The following is a 15,793-nucleotide window of genomic DNA, read 5'->3' as shown; positions in this document are numbered from 1 at the left end:
AGGGGCGGTCGCGGGGTCGGTACTGGCGACCGCCACGGCGGGGGCGCGACCCAGCGCCACTGCCCCTGCCGCCGCGGTGTGGTCATGGCGACCATGCTGGCACAGCCCGGGTGGCGCGGGCGCGCGGTGCAGGTGGCCCGGTCTCGCGTCCGCGGATGGCGCGGGCGCGCGGTGTGGCACATGCTGGGGTCATGTCCGTGAGCTGTGTGCGCGTCCACGATCTCGTCTCAGGCCGCGCCGATCCCGGGGACGCGTACGTGGTGCTCGTGGACCGGCTGTGGCCGCGGGGCGTGCGCAAGGACGCGTTCCGCCACGACGAGTGGTGTACCGACGTGGCGCCGTCGACCGAGCTGCGGCGCGAGTTCCACGGCGGCGATCTGGACTTCGCCGACTTCGCCGAGCGGTACCGCGCCGAGTTGGCCCGCCCTTCCGCGGCCGGGGCTGTGGAGCGCCTCGCGGCCCGGGCGGCCGACGGGAAGCTGGTGCTCACGTATGCGTCACGGGACACCGAGCACAATCACGCAACGGTCCTCGCGGACCTCGTCCTCGCCGCCTCCTGCTGACCGGACCGGACCTGCGCCACGCGCCGTTCATGTATCCGTCATCACAGAGGGGGTGACGGACCGCGCAGCCGTGTGTATGGTCTGTCTCAGTAGTTGAAATCGTTCGTTGTATTTCTGTAGATCCACCGCCCTTGCGAGAGGGCAGTGCGGCACCGCAGGGAAACACACAGCACGCTCTCTGCTGCAGCACCCGGTACTCCGACAAGCGGAGCACCGACTCTCGAAAGGCATCATTATGGCTACCGGTACCGTGAAGTGGTTCAACGCTGACAAGGGCTTCGGCTTCATCGCCCCCGACGACGGCTCGGCCGACGTCTTCGCCCACTTCTCCGCCATCAACGGCTCGGGCTACCGCTCGCTCGAGGAGAACCAGCAGGTCTCCTTCGACGTCGCGCAGGGCGCCAAGGGCCTGCAGGCGGAGAACATCACCCCGATGTGATCTGACGTCAGAGTGATCTGACGTTCCCAGACTGCACGAGAGGGCCCCGCGGGAGAGATCCTGGGGGCCCTTTCGCATGTCCGGGTCCGCGCACAGCCGCTCCCGGCGATGGCGTCTCGCGCGCACCGAAGAGCGGGCGAGACGCCATCGCGAGGGGCGGCTGCGTTCGGGGCTACGGCTGCGAAGGCCGCGACGCCTGCGGAGGTCGTGGGTCGCGGCGTCCGCGGAGGCCGGAGCCGCGACGGCCGCGATCAGATGGGGCAGGCGACCCCGCTGCGCACGTGGCAGTCGTAGCCACCGGGATTCTTGACCAGGTACTGCTGGTGGTAGTCCTCAGCGTAGGCGTACTTTCCGGAGCGGACCTCGTCGAGCATTCCGATCTCCGTGGTCAGCGGCCCGTAGCCCGCGGCGTCGAGCTCCTTCTGGTAGCCCTCGGCGATGCGGCGCGCCGCCTCCAGCTGCTCCGGCGTGGTCGTGTAGATCGCCGAGCGGTACTGGGTGCCCATGTCGTTGCCCTGACGCATCCCCTGAGTGGGGTCATGCCATTCGAAGAACTCCGCGAGCAGCTTCTCCACGGGCAGCACCTCGGGATCGAAGACCACGAGAACCGCCTCGGTGTGGCCGGTCAATCCCGTACACGTCTCCTCGTAGGTCGGGTTGGGCGTCCACCCACCGGCGTAGACGGCCGCCGTGGTCCAGACGCCGTCGAGCTGCCAGAGCACCTTCTCCGCACCCCAGAAGCAGCCCATACCCAGCACGATCGACTCGTGCCCCTCCGGGAACGGCGGCACCATCGGATTGCCCGTGACGATGTTCTTCGGCGCCACGACCACCGGTTCCGCCCGGCCCGGCAGCGCCGAGTCGGCGTCGACGACCTCGGTCGCCCGTCGCATCGCGGATTGTCTGATCGCGTCCTGTAGCCAGCCCATGTAGCCAGGGTAACCGCGTCGCGGGATCGAGATCCGGCCGTGATGTGACCGATCCCATAGTCCGCGTTACAGTGGTCGCCAGTACGACCGAGGGGGATCTGGACGTGACCGCCACACAGCCTGCAGTCCAACGACTTCGCGCCATCTTCGACGCCGATCAGCCGCAGCCGTTCGAGGGGACCGGCTGTAGCGATCACGTCCGCCGCCGCAATATCGCGGTGCCCGTCGCGCTCGCCGTCATCCTTCTGGTCGTGCTCATCGCCCTGCTCGTCCTCTGACCGGCCAGCGCGCGGTCGGGGCCCCGGCACGCGGCGAGGTCAGCTCGCCGACGGGTCTCCGAGGCGCTCGCGCGCGACCCGCACCAGCAGCGGCGCCCACGGCGCGCAGTCGTCCTCGGGCAGGGCCGCGATCTCCCTCAGTTCGCCCACCGTCACCCACCGTGCCTCGGCGATCTCGGCCCGCGGCTCGGGATCGCCGTCCATCCGGGCGGAGAACACCTCAGAGACCAGCAGGAACCCGGGCTCGTTGGCGGTGGCCGTGTCGAACCGGCCGAGCGACTCCAACGCGTCAGGCGTGAGGGGCACCCCCAGCTCCTCGTCGATCTCCCGCACCGCGCACTCGAGCGGCGACTCCCCCGTCTCCCACTTGCCTCCCGGCAGCATGAAGCGGTCCGTGCCGACCTTGCGCACCGTCACCACGGCGCCGTCGGGCCGACTCAGGATGACGGCCGAGACCGAGATGGTGCGCACGGCCACCGTATCGGAGTGATCCACGGTTCTGATCATGGCAGGACACCGCGGCCGCCCGCGAGCCCACCGCGGCGCCGGACGACGCGCTCGCCCGCAGATCACTATGGTGGAGACGGACGCCGTGACAGGCGCCACGGGTCGACCCCGCGCGCTGCCCGTCACCCAACTGAAAGGACACTCCACTATGGCCGAGTACGTTCTTCCCGATCTCGACTACGACTACGGCGCTCTCGAGCCGCACATCTCCGGCGAGATCATGGAGCTGCACCACTCCAAGCACCACGCCACCTACGTGAAGGGCGCCAACGACGCCCTCGAGCAGCTCGCCGCGGCCCGCGAGGACGGCAGCATCTCCGGCAAGGCCCCGCTGCTGAGCAAGAACCTGGCCTTTCACCTCGGTGGCCACACGAACCACTCCATCTTCTGGAAGAACCTCTCTCCGGAGGGTGGCGACCGCCCCGAGGGTGAGCTCGCCGCCGCGATCGACGCCGAGTTCGGCTCGTTCGACAAGTTCCAGGCGCACTTCAACGCCGTCGCGACCACCCTGCAGGGCTCCGGCTGGTCCGTCCTCGGCTGGGACCACATCGGTCAGCGCATGGTCATCCAGCAGCTCACCGACCAGCAGGGCAACATCTCGGTGAACATCACCCCGCTACTCATGCTGGACATGTGGGAGCACGCCTTCTACCTCCAGTACAAGAACGTCAAGGCCGACTACGTCAAGGCCTTCTGGAACGTCGTCAACTGGCAGGACGTGGCCGAGCGCTACGCCGCCGCCAAGGGCTGACGGAATCGGACCCGTCACGGCTCTCTTGAGCTGACAGCGGCCCGGGTGGGGATCACCCCGCCCGGGCCGCGTCCTGTCCGCCGCCGGGGTCCGCGACCGTGGAACCGGCCGGGCCCCGGGACGTGGAACCGACCCGGCCCGTGGTGCGCACTCGGCCCGTGGTGCGCACCCGGACGGTCGTCCGAGACGCTACTGTGACTCACGCAACCGCCCCGGCGTCCGCCGCAGCGGCGCACCCGCGCGAGAAGTGAGGTCCCTTCGGTGTCCAACGGCGAGCGACAGGTCGACCACTCCCAGACCGGCACTCCGACCGGCATGAGTCGCCGCACCGTCCTGGGCGGAGCCGCCGCCCTCGGCGGGATCGCGGCCCTGCAGTCGGTCCTGCCCGCCGTCGCCTCAGCGCAGTCCACGGCCCTGTACGTCGGCCGCGGCATCGGGGACATGACCGGAGAGCCACTGGGCGCGGGCATGAACGGGTACGCGGACACCGAGCAGCTCTCCGTCGGGCTGCACCTGCGGCAGAGGGCCCGCGCCTTCGTGTTCGCCGACTCGCCGTCGTCGCCCCGGTTCCTCCACGTCACCGCCGAGATCGGCCTGATCTTCCAGTCCATCCACCAGGAGGTCCTCCGACGCCTGGCGGCGGATTTCGGCGGCACCTACCACGAGGGCAACGTGGTCATCACCGCCACGCACACCCACGTCGCCCCGGGCGGCACCTCCGGCCACCCGATGGTCGACCTGTCGATGCTCGGCTTCCGCCCGGTCACGTTCGAGGCCAACGTCGCCGGCATCGTCGACGCCGTCCGGATGGCGCATCACGACCTCGCACCCTCGGAGGTCGGCGTGACCACCGGCACCCTCCGCGACGCCGGCGTCCAGCGTTCCCGCGGCTCGTTCGAGCGCGACACCCCTGAGGAGCGCGCCCACTTCCCCGAGGGGATCGACCCGCGGTCGCAGTCGCTGCAGATCACCCGCGGCGGCCGGCTGGTGGGCGTCCTCAACTGGTTCGCCACACACGCCACGTCCATGACCTCGCACAACCGCATCGCCTCGTCGGACAACAAGGGGTACGCCGCCTGGCACTGGGAGCGGGAGGTCGCGGGCCAGGACTACCTCGCCGGCGTGACGCCGCACCTGGTCACCGCCTTCGCGCAGACCAACCCCGGAGACGTCAGCCCCAACCTGGACCTCGAACCCGGCCGCGGGCCGACGCCGGACGAGTGGCTCAACACCCGCATCAACGGCGAACGACAGTTCGCGGCCGCCCGCGACCAGGTGGGCAGGGACGTACGCCCCCTCGGCGGCGGGATCGACGTGCGACACGTGTGGGTCGACATGTCCGCCGTCGAGGTGGGCCCTCAGTTCACCGGCGACGGGCGCACCCACCGCACCGCCGTCGCGGCACTGGGAGCATCGTTCGCCTCGGGGAGCCAGGAGGACGGCGGCGGCGGGGACGAGCTGCCGTTCGCCGAGGGCGACCGCGGCGGCAACCCCGCGGTCAAAGCCCTCACCGACGTGGTGATCCCCGGGTGGCTGCGCGAGGCCCACGCGCCCAAGGACGTCCTCCTCCCGGTGGGGCTCGTGCCGAACGCCGTGCAGCGCGTGTACCCGTTCCACCTGGTCCGCCTCGGCACGCACTACCTGTTCACCCTGGGCTTCGAGCCCACCGTGGTGGCGGGTCTGCGGCTGCGGCGCACGCTCGCGGCCGAACTGGGCGTGGCGGAGGACCACGTGACCGTCCAGGGATACTCCAACGCGTACGGCCACTACGTGACCACGCCCGAGGAGTACTCGGCCCAGAACTACGAGGGCGGCGCGACGATCTTCGGGCCGTGGACCCTGCCCGCGATCCAGCAGATCGCCGCCGACCTGGCCCGCTCGATTCGGGCGGGGACGCCGCTGGATCCCGGAACCTCCGAGCGGGACCTCACCGGACAGATCCCCGTCTCCCCGCTCGGTAACCCGCTCGTCGACACCCCGGCCCCCCTGCGGAACTTCGGCGACGTCCTGGACCAGCCACTGCCGGAGTACCGGGTCGGGCAGCGCGTCCTGGTGAGGTTCTGCGGCACCCACCCCAACTCGGATCTGCGCCGCGGCGGCACCTACCTGACGATCGAACGCCGCGACGGCCGGCGCTGGGTTCGGGTCCACGACGACGGCGACTGGTCCACGATGATCGTGTTCGAGGGGCTGCTCACCGTGACCAACGCAGTCATCACGTGGGACATCCCGCCGCGCACCCCGGCCGGGGAGTACCGGGTCGTGTACACCGCGTCGGGCCGCGGGTTCGACGGCCGCCTGTTCCCGGTTCGGGGGCAGAGCCGGGGCTTCGCGGTCCGCTGAGGCGTGGTCTGGGACACTGGAACCGACATTCGTTGCAGTCCCAAGTGAAAGGACAACACCCGTGGACATCAAGGGTGCTTCCGTCATCGTCACCGGTGCCGCCTCCGGCCTGGGTAACGCCACCGCGCGTTCCTTCGCCGAGAAGGGCGCCGTCGTGTTCGGCCTCGACCTCCAGCAGTCCATCGACAAGGCCGTCGAGCAGGGTATCGACGAGGGCATCACCCTCATCGCCGCCGACGTGACCAGCGAGGACGACGTCAAGGCCGCCATCGCCCGCGCCACCGAGGCCGCGCCGCTGCGCGTCGTGGTCAACTGCGCCGGCATCGCGCCGGCCGCCCGCATCGTCTCCAAGAAGGGCGTCCACGCGCTCGACCTGTTCGAGACCTGCATCTCCGTGAACCTCGTGGGCACCTTCAACGTGCTGCGGCTGGCCGCCGAGGCCATGTCCACCCAGGACACCGTCGACGAGGACGGCCAGCGCGGCGTCATCATCAACACCGCATCCGTCGCCGCGTACGAGGGCCAGGTCGGGCAGATCGCCTACGCCGCCTCCAAGGGTGGCGTCTACTCGATGGGCATCTGCGCCGCCCGCGACCTCGCGCAGTTCGGCATCCGGGTCAACACCATCGCCCCGGGCACCATCGAGACCCCGATGCTCAAGGGCCTGACCGAGGAGTTCCAGAAGTCCCTCGAGGCCGCGATCCCGTTCCCGTCGCGCCTCGGCCGCCCGTCGGACTACGCGCAGCTGGCCAACGCGATCGTCGAGCACGACTACCTCAACGGCGAGTCGATCCGCATGGACGGCGCCCTGCGCATGGCGCCGCGCTAGTCAGCGCGCCGCGCACGGCAGCGCGGCGCTCCCCCTCGAGCGCCGCGCTGGATTGCGCCGCGCTGCAGCGTCGCAGACGACTGAGGCCCGCCCCCCTGATCGGGGCGGGCCTCGGTGCTGTTCGAGCCGGTGTCAGCCGCGACCGTTGTCGATGGCGGGGCCCGGAGCCGGGGCCGGAGCCGGGGCCGGAGCGGCACCCTGGGCCGGGGCCCACGGCAGCGGCGGCAGCGGCGGGAGGGCGATGCCGGCGGCGGTGAGCGCGGCGTGGATCTCCGGCGCGAAGTAGATGCCCGCACCGATGGCGGCGACGGAACCCAGCCCCAGGGTGGCGGGAACGAGCGAGCCGGTGCCGCCGGGGAGCGAGCCGGCACCGAGGGACCCCTCCATCGAACCGAGAACGGTGGTGGCTCCCTCGCCGATGCCGAGCGAGCCCGCGATAGGAGCGTAGATCGGGGCCAGCGAACCGGTGGTGGGCTCCCCCAGAAGCGAATCAGTGGTGGTGATGGAGCCCGTGCCGGGTGCCGGGCTGAGCGAGTTGACGCCGGAGGAGGCGATCGCCTCGGACAAGGAGCCCGAGAGCGAGCCGGTGGTCGGCTCGCCGATCAGGGAACCCTCGGTATCGAGGGAGCCGTTGCCGGTGGCATTGCCGTCCAGGATAAGCGAGCCCAGGTCCTCCGGGACCGAACCGTTGCCGGCCGAGTCGCCGGAGCCCTCGCTGCCGGAGCTCAGCTCGCCTGAGCCGCCGGTCAGGCTGCCGGCGTCCAGGCTGCCCTCGCTCTGCGCGTTGGCGACGCCGGTGGCGCCCGAGATGGCCAGAGCGGTGGCGGCAGCGACGGCGGCCACCTTGCGGGTCGTGAACGTCATTTCTTCGTCTCCTCGTGTGGAAAAGGTCCCCAGGCGCGGAGGCTCGTGGCCGAACCACCCCGGGCGGGGTTTGACGGCGTCAAAACAGTGTTATGGAGAAACCGCTTCGACCGCCCTGCCCGCAGGTCGGTGCACTCAGGACGTCAACGGAGAAAACTTAGTTAATTCTTAGTTACAATCTGGCCCGAGAACTATTCTCGGCCTGCGATTCTGGCCTCGTCCGGGCGGATCCGGTCACGCTTCTTCCCGTGATTACACCACCGCCGATGCCTCGAGGCCCACCCCCGGCGTCGGGAGCGGGCCTCGAGAGCGGAAACAGTACGGGGCGGAGGAGGCCCCGGAGGATCAGAACTGGGGCAGCGGCGGCAGCACGATTCCCGCGTCCGTCAGAGCCTGCTCGATCTGCGGCGCGAAGTAGATTCCCGCCCCGATGACAGCGGCGGAGCCGCCGACCAGCAGCACCGGCCCGAGCGAACCGGATCCACCAAGCGAATCCGTACCGCCATCGGAGCCGATGACGATTGCCGGACCCCCATCGGAGCCCAGTGCGTCACCGACCGACGCCACGGCCGGCACCAGGGAGCCTGAGGTGGGCTCGCCGAGGAGGGAACCGGTGGTGTCCACGGAGCCGGTACCCGGCGCGGGACTCACGGCGTCGGAACCCGCTGCCGCGTTGACCGAGCCCACGCCCTGCGACACGACCGGGGCGAGGCTGCCGAAGGTCGGCTCGCCGAGCAATGCGGAGCCCGAGGTGTCGATCGATCCGGGGCCGACCTCCCCCGTCCCCTCCTCGGCCGAGCCGAGGGCGGAGGACTGAGCGTGTGCCAGACCCACTCCGCCGGTCAGGGCGAGAGCAGAGACGGCGAGGGCTGCAGCGGCGCGGATGTGACTCGTCATGGGTCAGTATTCCTTTCGGGCGGGATGCGCCGGCACTCGGCGAGATTTAACAATTCTAATCATTCCGCCGAGAACACACTGCGCGGCCACCGCGAAATACCCGCGCATGAGGGGTCCAAAATCCGAAGTGGACGAACGTTCAGAGCTAGTAGCCATCCCGGCTCGAGCGGGAGATCCACTCGCGCACAGCGCGAGTGGCCCGGACATCGTCCTCGTTGTACTCCAGGATCCGTTGCCTTCCCGCCTCACGCTCGACACCCCGGGCCGCCTGCGCGTCCCGGTACCACCCGAGCGAGGCCTCACCGCCCGCTTCCGGATCGCGCCAGGTGAACCCGGCGACCGGCGCGACCACCTTCAGGCCCAGGCCGGACGTGGAGACGAACTGGGTTGCGACGGCCTCGTGAACGTCCACCCACAGCGGAGAGGAGATGAAGCGTCGCACCTCGGCGACGCCCGGGACCCCCTTGACGACGGCGAGGGTGCCTTCCGGGCCGAACCTGCTCGCCGAGGAGAGGAGCCAGCCGTTCTCGGCGGCCCGTGAGTAGCAGTACGCGCGGAACGAGCGCCCCTGCCCTGCCGCCCGGTCCCGTATCCCGGTGAGCCAGCGCCAGAATTCCGCGAACGCCCGCCCCTCGTCTACGTCCGGCAGTCGAGACCACGTGACGAACGGCCGGTACCCCTCATCCTCGAGCGGCCGCCCGTCCCTCAGGGTGAGCAGCGTGCCCCACAGGTAGGCGCCGTCGTCGAGGTGGCTCTCGAGGTCGACGTCCACCTCCACGTCCGCCCGGGGGATCGTCGGCCGCGCCACCTTGGGCACCACGACCTCGCCGTCGCGGTGCGCCCGCGCGCGCAGGACCGCGTCGGAGTACGGCTCGCCGTTCCAGTCGGTCGGCCGGTCCGGCCCGGCCTCCGCGAGTTCCGCCACGGTCCGGATCCCCCGCGCCCTCAGAGCCCCCACCTGTCCGCCGCCGACGACGAGGCTGACGTCATCGGACAGGACCAGCCGGTCGCGACACCCCTCGACGGGCCCGTCCCGGTCGTCCCACCCCTCCCACCACGGGCAGGTGCGGCATTCGCCGATCCGGCTGGGGGCGGTGTCCAGCTCACCGCGCACCACCGCCAGTCGCGTGGCGTGGGTGCGGTCGGCCGGGTCGAGCACGGGCTCGAGGTCGTGCACGACCGCCCTCGCCGAGCCCAGCCCGAGCACCGCACCCACCGGACTCGACGCCGCGTGCCCCGCGGTCTCGAGCAGACGCCAGGCGTGGACGAGCCGGTCGAGGTCCGCCGGATGGCGCCGTACCCGCAGGGAAGGATCGGGCTCCGGCGCCCAGTCGAGGAGCCGCGTCACCGTCGCCGTCGCCGACCCCTTGCCCCGCCTCGGATCGACCACCTTGTGGTTGACCACCAACACCGGCGCGTACCCGCCCCCTGGCACGGCCGCCAACGTGCACCTCAGGCCCGCCCGACCACTGCCCTCATCGGCGGGGAGGGCGGCGCCCCACACCAGAGTCGCCCCATCGGCCAACGCCCGGAGGGTCTCCTCCTCGTCGTCGTCACCCGGTACGTCCCCCGGCAGATCCGTCCAGTGGTCCCCCACCACGTCCACCACCGCGGCGTCGGGGCGAGCGCCCGCGAGCGCGCGCTCCCTCAGTCCCGCGCGGCGATCCGCCGCAGCCATGGCGCGCAGCCTGACGCCCTCGTCGATCGGCGCGGTCCGCCACCACCCCGGCCGGGCGTCGCGCTCCCGGGCCACTCGGTGCAGACATCTGGCCCCCGACGCCGGTCCCACCACCGCCGCGTCGGGGACCCGGCCCGTGGTGCGCTCGGCGTCCTCCATCGCCGTCCATCATGGCCCAGCCGCCCAGTGCACGACGGTCCGGTCCTCAGTGCCCGGCAATTCGCCTAGGCTGGTGGCCTGATGTTCGCGACGAGAGAAGGATCGACGCCCATGGGCAAGCTGACGACCTACCGCGACAAGCGTGCCGGACTCCGGGCCCATGCCGCGGCGCTCAAGTCCACCGCCATGACCGAAGCCAAGCTCGCGGCCAAGGAGGCCCGCAAGCAGGCCAGGGAGGCCCACCGCGTGGAGCTGGCGGAGGCCAAGAAGCGCGCCAAGCTCGAGGGCAAGAACGCCGACCGCAGGGCAAAGCGGGAGGAGAAGCGCGCCGAGAAGCAGAACAAGCTCGACCGCAAGGCCGCCAAGCGGGACCGGAAGGCCGAGAAGGTCCACGCCAAGGAGGAGCGCAAGACCATCAAGCGCGAGGCCAAGATCCTGGCCAAGGACCGGAAGCTCGCCGAGAAGATCGACGCCGCCGGCCGCAAGCACGAGTACCAGCTGGCCGAGATGGAGCTCGACAAGCTCAAGGGCACCAAGCTCAACAAGGACGACGTCCAGCGCTGGCTGAACATAGCCCAGGTCGCCACCCCGGTGCTGCTGCCACTGCTCTACAAGGTCGTGTCCAACGTGCAGAGCTCCGACAATACCGCCGGGGCCGGCGGCGTCGATCTCAAGGCCGCCGGCATCAACGCCACCGGCCCCGGTGCCGCCCTGGGTGCGCGGATCGTCCGCCTCGAGCGCACCCTCGACCAGCTCGAGACCAGCCGCGGTGGCGAGCGGGAGGTCAAGGACTTCGTCGCCTCCACCCGCAAACGCCTGACCGACCTGCGTACGGCCGTCGAGACCGCCGAGACCACGCCCACCGCCCAGCGGCGCGAGATCCACTCCTCGATCTCCGGCGAGCTCGACCGCGTGAACAAGGACGTCCTGGCCCGCCTGGGGGTCAAGGCGTGACCCAGCTCCGCTGTCGTCCGGTGCAGCGTGGTGGTCGGGCGCTGGGTGGGCGTCCGGCGCTTGGTGGGCGTCCGGCGCTTGGTGGGCGTCTGGCCTCCGTCGCGGTGGCGGCCGCGCTGCTCGGCGGCGTCACCGCCCCCGCCGTGCTGCTCGCGCCCGTCGCGGCCGCGCACTCCGTGCTGATCTCCGTAGACCCGGAGGACGGCTCGCAGCTCGACGCGGCGCCCGAGCAGATCGTGTTGACCTTCAACGAGGAGGTCAACCGGAACTTCGCCTCCGTCGCCGTCACCGCCGGTGATGACCGGGCGAACCGCGTGGCCGGCGAGCCGATGGTCGACGGCGAGACCGTCACCGCGCGCGTCGACGACCTCGCGCCCGGCGCCTACACCGTCGGCTATCGCGTCACCTCGGCCGACGGGCACGTCGTGAGCGGGTCCTCGGTGTTCACCGTCGCCGGTGCCGAGGGCGGTGCAGCCGGCGGCGAGGGCGGTGCCGGGGCTGAGGGTTCCGCTGCCGGTGGGGCCACGGCTGCCGACGCCGGTGGCGAGTCCGCGGACGCCGATGCGACCGAGGCCGACGTCGCCGACGAGACCTCCGGCGAGAGCTCCGGGGTCAATCCCGTCATCTGGGTGGTCGGCGGCCTGGCCGTCCTGCTCATCGGCGGCGCGTTCGTGCTGCTGCGCCGGGGTGGCGGCAGCGGCAGCGGCAGCTGACTGACCGGCTGACCCGGGGCAACGGGCCGGCGACCCCTTGGCCTCCGCCCGCCCCCGGCCAGCCGCACGCCTCCCTGGCGTCTCGCTCCCGGGCTTGGCGTCTCGCTTCCGGGCCCGGCGTCTCGCTCCCGAGCCCGGCGTCTCGCTCCCGCGGAATCCTGGGCAGCCGCACGCCTCCCTGGCGTCTCGCTCCTCCAGATGTACGCGACTCACACAGCCGCTCCTCGCGATGGCGTCTCGCCTGCCCCGAAGTGTGGGCGAGACGCCATCGCGAGGAGCGGCTGCGTATCGGGCGGGCGGAAGCGCGGGGCCGCCGACGGGCGAAAGCACGCCCGGCCTGCGTAGCCCCGGCCCGTAGTCGGGCTACCGCCCCGGCAGGAACCGCATCGCGTTGGTCGCGGGCGCGAGCACCTGCTGCCACCGCTTACGCGGCAGGAACGACGGCCCGCCCATGTGCATCACTCGCTGCGTGGCGATCGTCTGGGCCTCGGTGTACTTGAGCAGGCCCTCGTCACCGTGCCGGCGGCCGACCCCGGAGGCGCCCATGCCGCCCATCGGCCCGGCGACCGAACCCCAGCCCGCGACGTACCCCTCGCCGACGTTGACGGTGCCCGTCCGCAGGCGCGCCGCGATCGCCTCGCCCTCCGCGTCCGTGGCGGCGAACACCGAGGAGTTGAGCCCGTATTCGGTCTTGTTGGCCTCGGCGATCGCCTCCTCGACGGAGTCGACCGGGTAGATCGACACCACCGGGCCGAAGGTCTCGTCGCCGAAGCAGGTCGCGTCCTCGGGCACGTCGGCCAGCAGGGTGGGCTCGTAGAACAGGGGGCCCAGGTCGGGCCGGGCCCGCCCGCCGGCCAGGACGCGGGCCCCCTTGGACACGGCGTCGTCGACGTGCGCGCTCACGGTGTCCAGCTGGTCCTGCGAGATGAGGCTGCCCATCTCGGCCTCGAAGTCGTACCCCGGGCCGACGCTCATGGCCTTGACGCGGGCGGTGAGCTTCTCCGTCAGCTGCGCCGCCACGGACTTCTCCACGTAGAGGCGCTCAACCGAGATGCACAGCTGGCCGGAGTTGGAGAAGAAGGCGCGCGTGGCGACCTCGGCGACGCGGTCGAGGTCGGCGCCCGCGGTGACGATCATGGCGTTCTTGCCACCGAGTTCGGCGGAGAATCCGATCAGACGCTCGCCGCACTGGCGCCCGAGCGTGCGGCCGGTCGCGGTGGAACCGGTGAACATGAGGTAGTCCACGTTGTCGACGATCGCGCCGCCGACGGTCCCGCCCGCACCGGGGACCACCTGGAACAGCTCGCGTGGCAGGCCGGCGCGGTAGAACATGTCGGCCGCCGCGAGCGCGCAGAACGGGGTGATCGACGCCGGCTTGATCACGACGGCGTTGCCGGCGATCAGCGCGGCGAGTGCGTCGGTGGCGGCGAGGTTGAGCGGGTAGTTCCACGGCGCGATCACGCCCACGACGCCCTTGGGCTGGCGGCGGACCACGGCTTTGGTCAACCCGGGCAGCATGCCCTGGACCCGCTTGGGCGCGAGCAGGCCGGGAGCGGTGCGAGCGTAGTGGCGGGCGGTGATGAGGCAGTCGAGGACCTCTTCCTGCGCCGACGAACGGCTCTTGCCGGTCTCGGCCTGGACGATGTCCATGAGCTCGGCCCGGTTGCGCATGACCTCCTTGGCGAACCGGGTGATCACGGCGACGCGGTCGGCTACGTCGCGGTCGGCCCACGCCACCTGGGCGGCGCGGGCCCGCTCCACCGCGGCGACCACGTCGTCGGCGGTGCCGGCGGGGATCTCCGCGAGCGGCTCGCCGGTGAAGACCTCGTTGATGGTCGACGACGGGCGACTCGACGGGTCGGCGCGGAATTCGGGGATCGCGACGAGGTCGCGGAGGCGGTCGTACACGCGGGGCGCAGGTCGGCTCATGCCCGCCAAGGTTACCGGCGAGTACGCGCCGCTGTACACCCCGGCATGATTTGTCAATCCACGCACCCGATGCTTGACCCTGACGCGGCGTCAGGCCCCACGCTCGTCGGTGTGAGAGATGCTGGATCGATGACGACGCACGAAGGTGACGGCACGCCCGCTCCGGACGGGACTCGCGGGTCGGCCGGGCTCACAGTGGGCGCGGCCGCCGCGTTGGTCGGCGTGAGCGTGCGGACCCTGCACCACTGGGACCGGATCGGGCTGGCGCGGGCGAGCGGGCGGACGTGGTCGGACTACCGCGTGTATGACGACAACGACATCGCGCGGCTCCACCGCGTGCTGGTCTATCGGGAGCTGGGTTTCCCGCTCGCGGAGATCGGCGCACTGCTCGACGACCCCGAGGTCAACGAGCGCGCCCACCTGAACCGCCAGCGTCGGCTGCTGGTCGAGCGCATCTCTCACCTGCAGGAGATGGTCTCCGCAGTGGACCGCCTGAAGGAGGCGATCGACGTGAACGCACCCCTGACCCCGGAGGACCGGGCCGAGATCTTCGGCACCGACTGGGATCCGAACTGGCAGGACGAAGCCGCCGAGCGCTGGGGCGACACCCCGCAGTGGGAGCAGTCGCAGCAGCGCACGGCGAAGATGAGCAAGGAGGAGTGGAAGCGGGTCAAGGCCGAGACGGAGTCGCTGAACGCCGACCTGGCCGCCGCGAAGCGCGCCGGGGTGGATCCCGGCTCGGCGGAGGCGGCCGCGTTGGTCGAGCGACACCGGGCGTCGATCTCGCAGTTCTACGACTGCTCCCGGTCGATGCAGGTGCTGCTGGCGCGCATGTACCGGCAGGACGAGCGGTTCGCGGCGACGTACGAGGCCCTCGAGCCCGGCCTGACGGACTGGCTCGTCGCGGCGGTCGAGGCGGGTGCCCGCGCCCACGGCGTCGACCCCGACACCGCGACGTGGGACTGAGCCGCCGCCGCGCGCGGTGAGCGGTTGGAAAACCGCCGCCACGCGCGGTGAGCCGCGCGGTGAGCCGCCCCCGCCACGCGGCCGGCGGCCGTACCCTGGCCCGCATGAGCCGATGGACCACTGCTGACATCCCCGACCAGACCGGCCGGACGTTCGTCATCACCGGGGCGAACTCCGGCCTGGGCCTGCAGGCGACCCGGGCGCTGACCGAGGTGGGCGCCCGGGTCGTCATGGCCTGCCGCGACACGACACGCGCCGAGGCCGTCCGCGCCGGGCTCGCGCACCCGGAGCGCGCCGAGGTCGTCGAGCTCGACCTGGCCGACCTCGACTCGGTGCGGGCGGCGGGCGAGGTCCTGGGTGGCCGGGCGCCGGACGCGCTCATCAACAACGCCGGCCTGATGAACATCCCGCGGTCGCGCACCGCACAGGGGCACGAGATGCAGTTCGGCGTCAACGTGCTGGGCCACTTCGCGCTCACCGAGCTGCTCGCGCCGGCGCTCACCGACCGGGTCGTGTGGCTGGGGTCGATCATGCACCGCTTCGGTTCCGTCGACCCGGGCGACCTGGACTGGACCCGCCGCCGCTACTCGCCGATGACGGCGTACGCCGCCTCCAAGCTGGCCTGCGTCATGCTGGCGTACGAGCAGCAACGCCGGCTCGAGCTGGCGGGGTCGTCGCTCAAGGCGGTGGTCGCGCACCCGGGGTACTCGGCGACCAACCTGCAGTACCGCAGCGGCAGCCGCGTGCAGGACCTGGTCATGAAGGGCGTGGAGAAGATCCCGTACCTGGTGCAGCCGGCCGAGCGGGGCGCGCTGCCGCAGCTGTACGCGGCGACGGTCGAGTCCGTGCGGCGCGGCGCGTACATCGGCCCCGACGGCCCCGGTGAGCTCACCGGGTACCCGACGACAGTGCGGTCCACGCGCGCCTCGCGGGACCCGGACGTCGCGGCCGCCCTGTGGGAGCGGTGCGCGCAGATGACCGCCGCCTGAGTCCC

16 protein-coding genes are annotated in these 15,793 nt (G+C 71.5%); 10 read left to right on the top strand and 6 right to left on the bottom strand.

Annotated elements, in window-relative coordinates; genetic code table 11:
• Window positions 1–191: 191 nt before the first annotated feature.
• Both HMPREF3086_RS06365 and HMPREF3086_RS06360 read left to right on the top strand, forming a co-directional pair.
• Window positions 192–563 (top strand): DUF488 domain-containing protein, encoded by a 372-nt coding sequence (locus HMPREF3086_RS06365; RefSeq protein WP_061227859.1) that lies wholly within the window; start codon window positions 192–194, stop codon window positions 561–563.
• 235 nt (window positions 564–798) lie between these two features.
• Window positions 799–1,002 carry a cold-shock protein gene (locus HMPREF3086_RS06360; RefSeq protein ID WP_017837502.1) on the top strand — a complete coding sequence of 68 codons (204 nt, stop codon included), beginning with the start codon at window positions 799–801 and terminating at the stop codon, window positions 1,000–1,002.
• A 251-nt stretch (window positions 1,003–1,253) separates the two neighbouring features.
• On the opposite strand, the gene msrA is transcribed toward HMPREF3086_RS06360, so the two are convergent.
• Complete coding sequence (gene msrA, locus HMPREF3086_RS06355) at window positions 1,254–1,931, bottom strand: peptide-methionine (S)-S-oxide reductase MsrA (RefSeq protein WP_070720800.1); 678 nt, start codon at window positions 1,929–1,931, stop codon at window positions 1,254–1,256.
• A 104-nt stretch (window positions 1,932–2,035) separates the two neighbouring features.
• Between msrA and HMPREF3086_RS18920 the strand changes: the two genes are divergently transcribed.
• On the top strand, window positions 2,036–2,209 hold the full coding sequence (locus HMPREF3086_RS18920; RefSeq protein WP_165001081.1) for a hypothetical protein: 174 nt from the start codon (window positions 2,036–2,038) through the stop codon (window positions 2,207–2,209).
• A 39-nt stretch (window positions 2,210–2,248) separates the two neighbouring features.
• Here HMPREF3086_RS18920 and HMPREF3086_RS06345 read toward each other — a convergent pair whose 3' ends face one another.
• A complete protein-coding gene (locus HMPREF3086_RS06345) occupies window positions 2,249–2,704 on the bottom strand; it encodes an NUDIX hydrolase (protein ID WP_246830922.1) in 456 nt (151 codons plus the stop codon).
• A gap of 160 nt (window positions 2,705–2,864) precedes the next feature.
• Between HMPREF3086_RS06345 and HMPREF3086_RS06340 the strand changes: the two genes are divergently transcribed.
• The 3 genes from HMPREF3086_RS06340 (at window position 2,865) to HMPREF3086_RS06330 (ending at window position 6,639) form a co-directional block, all read left to right on the top strand.
• On the top strand, window positions 2,865–3,467 hold the full coding sequence (locus HMPREF3086_RS06340) for a superoxide dismutase (protein ID WP_070720794.1): 603 nt from the start codon (window positions 2,865–2,867) through the stop codon (window positions 3,465–3,467).
• Window positions 3,468–3,728: 261 nt separating this feature from the next.
• Window positions 3,729–5,810: a neutral/alkaline non-lysosomal ceramidase N-terminal domain-containing protein gene (locus HMPREF3086_RS06335; protein WP_070720792.1), complete on the top strand. Its 2,082-nt coding sequence runs from the start codon at window positions 3,729–3,731 to the stop codon at window positions 5,808–5,810.
• A 61-nt stretch (window positions 5,811–5,871) separates the two neighbouring features.
• Complete coding sequence (locus HMPREF3086_RS06330; RefSeq protein ID WP_007629673.1) at window positions 5,872–6,639, top strand: SDR family NAD(P)-dependent oxidoreductase; 768 nt, start codon at window positions 5,872–5,874, stop codon at window positions 6,637–6,639.
• A 132-nt stretch (window positions 6,640–6,771) separates the two neighbouring features.
• Here HMPREF3086_RS06330 and HMPREF3086_RS06325 read toward each other — a convergent pair whose 3' ends face one another.
• From HMPREF3086_RS06325 to HMPREF3086_RS06315, 3 genes are all read right to left on the bottom strand, one after another.
• Window positions 6,772–7,503: a hypothetical protein gene (locus HMPREF3086_RS06325; protein WP_061227854.1), complete on the bottom strand. Its 732-nt coding sequence runs from the start codon at window positions 7,501–7,503 to the stop codon at window positions 6,772–6,774.
• A gap of 345 nt (window positions 7,504–7,848) precedes the next feature.
• The gene (locus HMPREF3086_RS18455) at window positions 7,849–8,400 is read right to left on the bottom strand and encodes a hypothetical protein (RefSeq protein ID WP_070720789.1); all 552 of its coding nucleotides are present in this window, start codon (window positions 8,398–8,400) and stop codon (window positions 7,849–7,851) included.
• Window positions 8,401–8,545: 145 nt separating this feature from the next.
• A complete protein-coding gene (locus HMPREF3086_RS06315; RefSeq protein WP_070720786.1) occupies window positions 8,546–10,237 on the bottom strand; it encodes a TM0106 family RecB-like putative nuclease in 1,692 nt (563 codons plus the stop codon).
• Between the two features lie 111 nt (window positions 10,238–10,348).
• On the opposite strand from HMPREF3086_RS06315, the gene HMPREF3086_RS06310 reads away from it, so the two are divergent.
• Window positions 10,349–11,191 carry a DUF6474 family protein gene (locus HMPREF3086_RS06310; RefSeq protein ID WP_061914211.1) on the top strand — a complete coding sequence of 281 codons (843 nt, stop codon included), beginning with the start codon at window positions 10,349–10,351 and terminating at the stop codon, window positions 11,189–11,191.
• Between the two features lie 104 nt (window positions 11,192–11,295).
• Entirely contained in the window at window positions 11,296–11,904 is a 609-nt protein-coding gene (locus HMPREF3086_RS06305; RefSeq protein WP_246830921.1) for a copper resistance CopC family protein, read from the top strand.
• A 363-nt stretch (window positions 11,905–12,267) separates the two neighbouring features.
• Here the strand turns inward: HMPREF3086_RS06305 and HMPREF3086_RS06300 are convergent, their stop codons facing one another.
• Window positions 12,268–13,833, bottom strand: coding sequence for a succinic semialdehyde dehydrogenase (locus HMPREF3086_RS06300; RefSeq protein WP_061227850.1), 1,566 nt, complete (start codon window positions 13,831–13,833; stop codon window positions 12,268–12,270).
• 129 nt (window positions 13,834–13,962) lie between these two features.
• Between HMPREF3086_RS06300 and HMPREF3086_RS06295 the strand changes: the two genes are divergently transcribed.
• On the top strand, window positions 13,963–14,799 hold the full coding sequence (locus tag HMPREF3086_RS06295; RefSeq protein ID WP_061914213.1) for a MerR family transcriptional regulator: 837 nt from the start codon (window positions 13,963–13,965) through the stop codon (window positions 14,797–14,799).
• Between the two features lie 104 nt (window positions 14,800–14,903).
• Window positions 14,904–15,788 (top strand): oxidoreductase, encoded by an 885-nt coding sequence (locus HMPREF3086_RS06290; protein ID WP_070720783.1) that lies wholly within the window; start codon window positions 14,904–14,906, stop codon window positions 15,786–15,788.
• The last annotated feature ends 5 nt before the right edge of the window (window positions 15,789–15,793 follow it).

This window comes from Dietzia sp. HMSC21D01, from assembly GCF_001815995.1.
Lineage (GTDB): Bacteria > Actinomycetota > Actinomycetes > Mycobacteriales > Mycobacteriaceae > Dietzia > Dietzia cinnamea.
The sequence above is the reverse complement of the archived record's forward strand: the minus strand, read 5'-3'. Positions and strand labels throughout refer to the sequence as shown.

Coding starts and splice junctions, on each gene's coding strand:
- msrA (WP_070720800.1), bottom strand. CDS start 1,931: ATGGGCTGGCTACAGGACGCGATCAGACAATCCGCGATGCGACGGGCG.
- HMPREF3086_RS06310 (WP_061914211.1), top strand. CDS start 10,349: ATGGGCAAGCTGACGACCTACCGCGACAAGCGTGCCGGACTCCGGGCC.
- HMPREF3086_RS06360 (WP_017837502.1), top strand. CDS start 799: ATGGCTACCGGTACCGTGAAGTGGTTCAACGCTGACAAGGGCTTCGGC.
- HMPREF3086_RS06300 (WP_061227850.1), bottom strand. CDS start 13,833: ATGAGCCGACCTGCGCCCCGCGTGTACGACCGCCTCCGCGACCTCGTC.
- HMPREF3086_RS06365 (WP_061227859.1), top strand. CDS start 192: ATGTCCGTGAGCTGTGTGCGCGTCCACGATCTCGTCTCAGGCCGCGCC.
- HMPREF3086_RS06325 (WP_061227854.1), bottom strand. CDS start 7,503: ATGACGTTCACGACCCGCAAGGTGGCCGCCGTCGCTGCCGCCACCGCT.
- HMPREF3086_RS06315 (WP_070720786.1), bottom strand. CDS start 10,237: ATGGAGGACGCCGAGCGCACCACGGGCCGGGTCCCCGACGCGGCGGTG.
- HMPREF3086_RS06295 (WP_061914213.1), top strand. CDS start 13,963: ATGACGACGCACGAAGGTGACGGCACGCCCGCTCCGGACGGGACTCGC.
- HMPREF3086_RS18455 (WP_070720789.1), bottom strand. CDS start 8,400: ATGACGAGTCACATCCGCGCCGCTGCAGCCCTCGCCGTCTCTGCTCTC.
- HMPREF3086_RS06340 (WP_070720794.1), top strand. CDS start 2,865: ATGGCCGAGTACGTTCTTCCCGATCTCGACTACGACTACGGCGCTCTC.
- HMPREF3086_RS06290 (WP_070720783.1), top strand. CDS start 14,904: ATGAGCCGATGGACCACTGCTGACATCCCCGACCAGACCGGCCGGACG.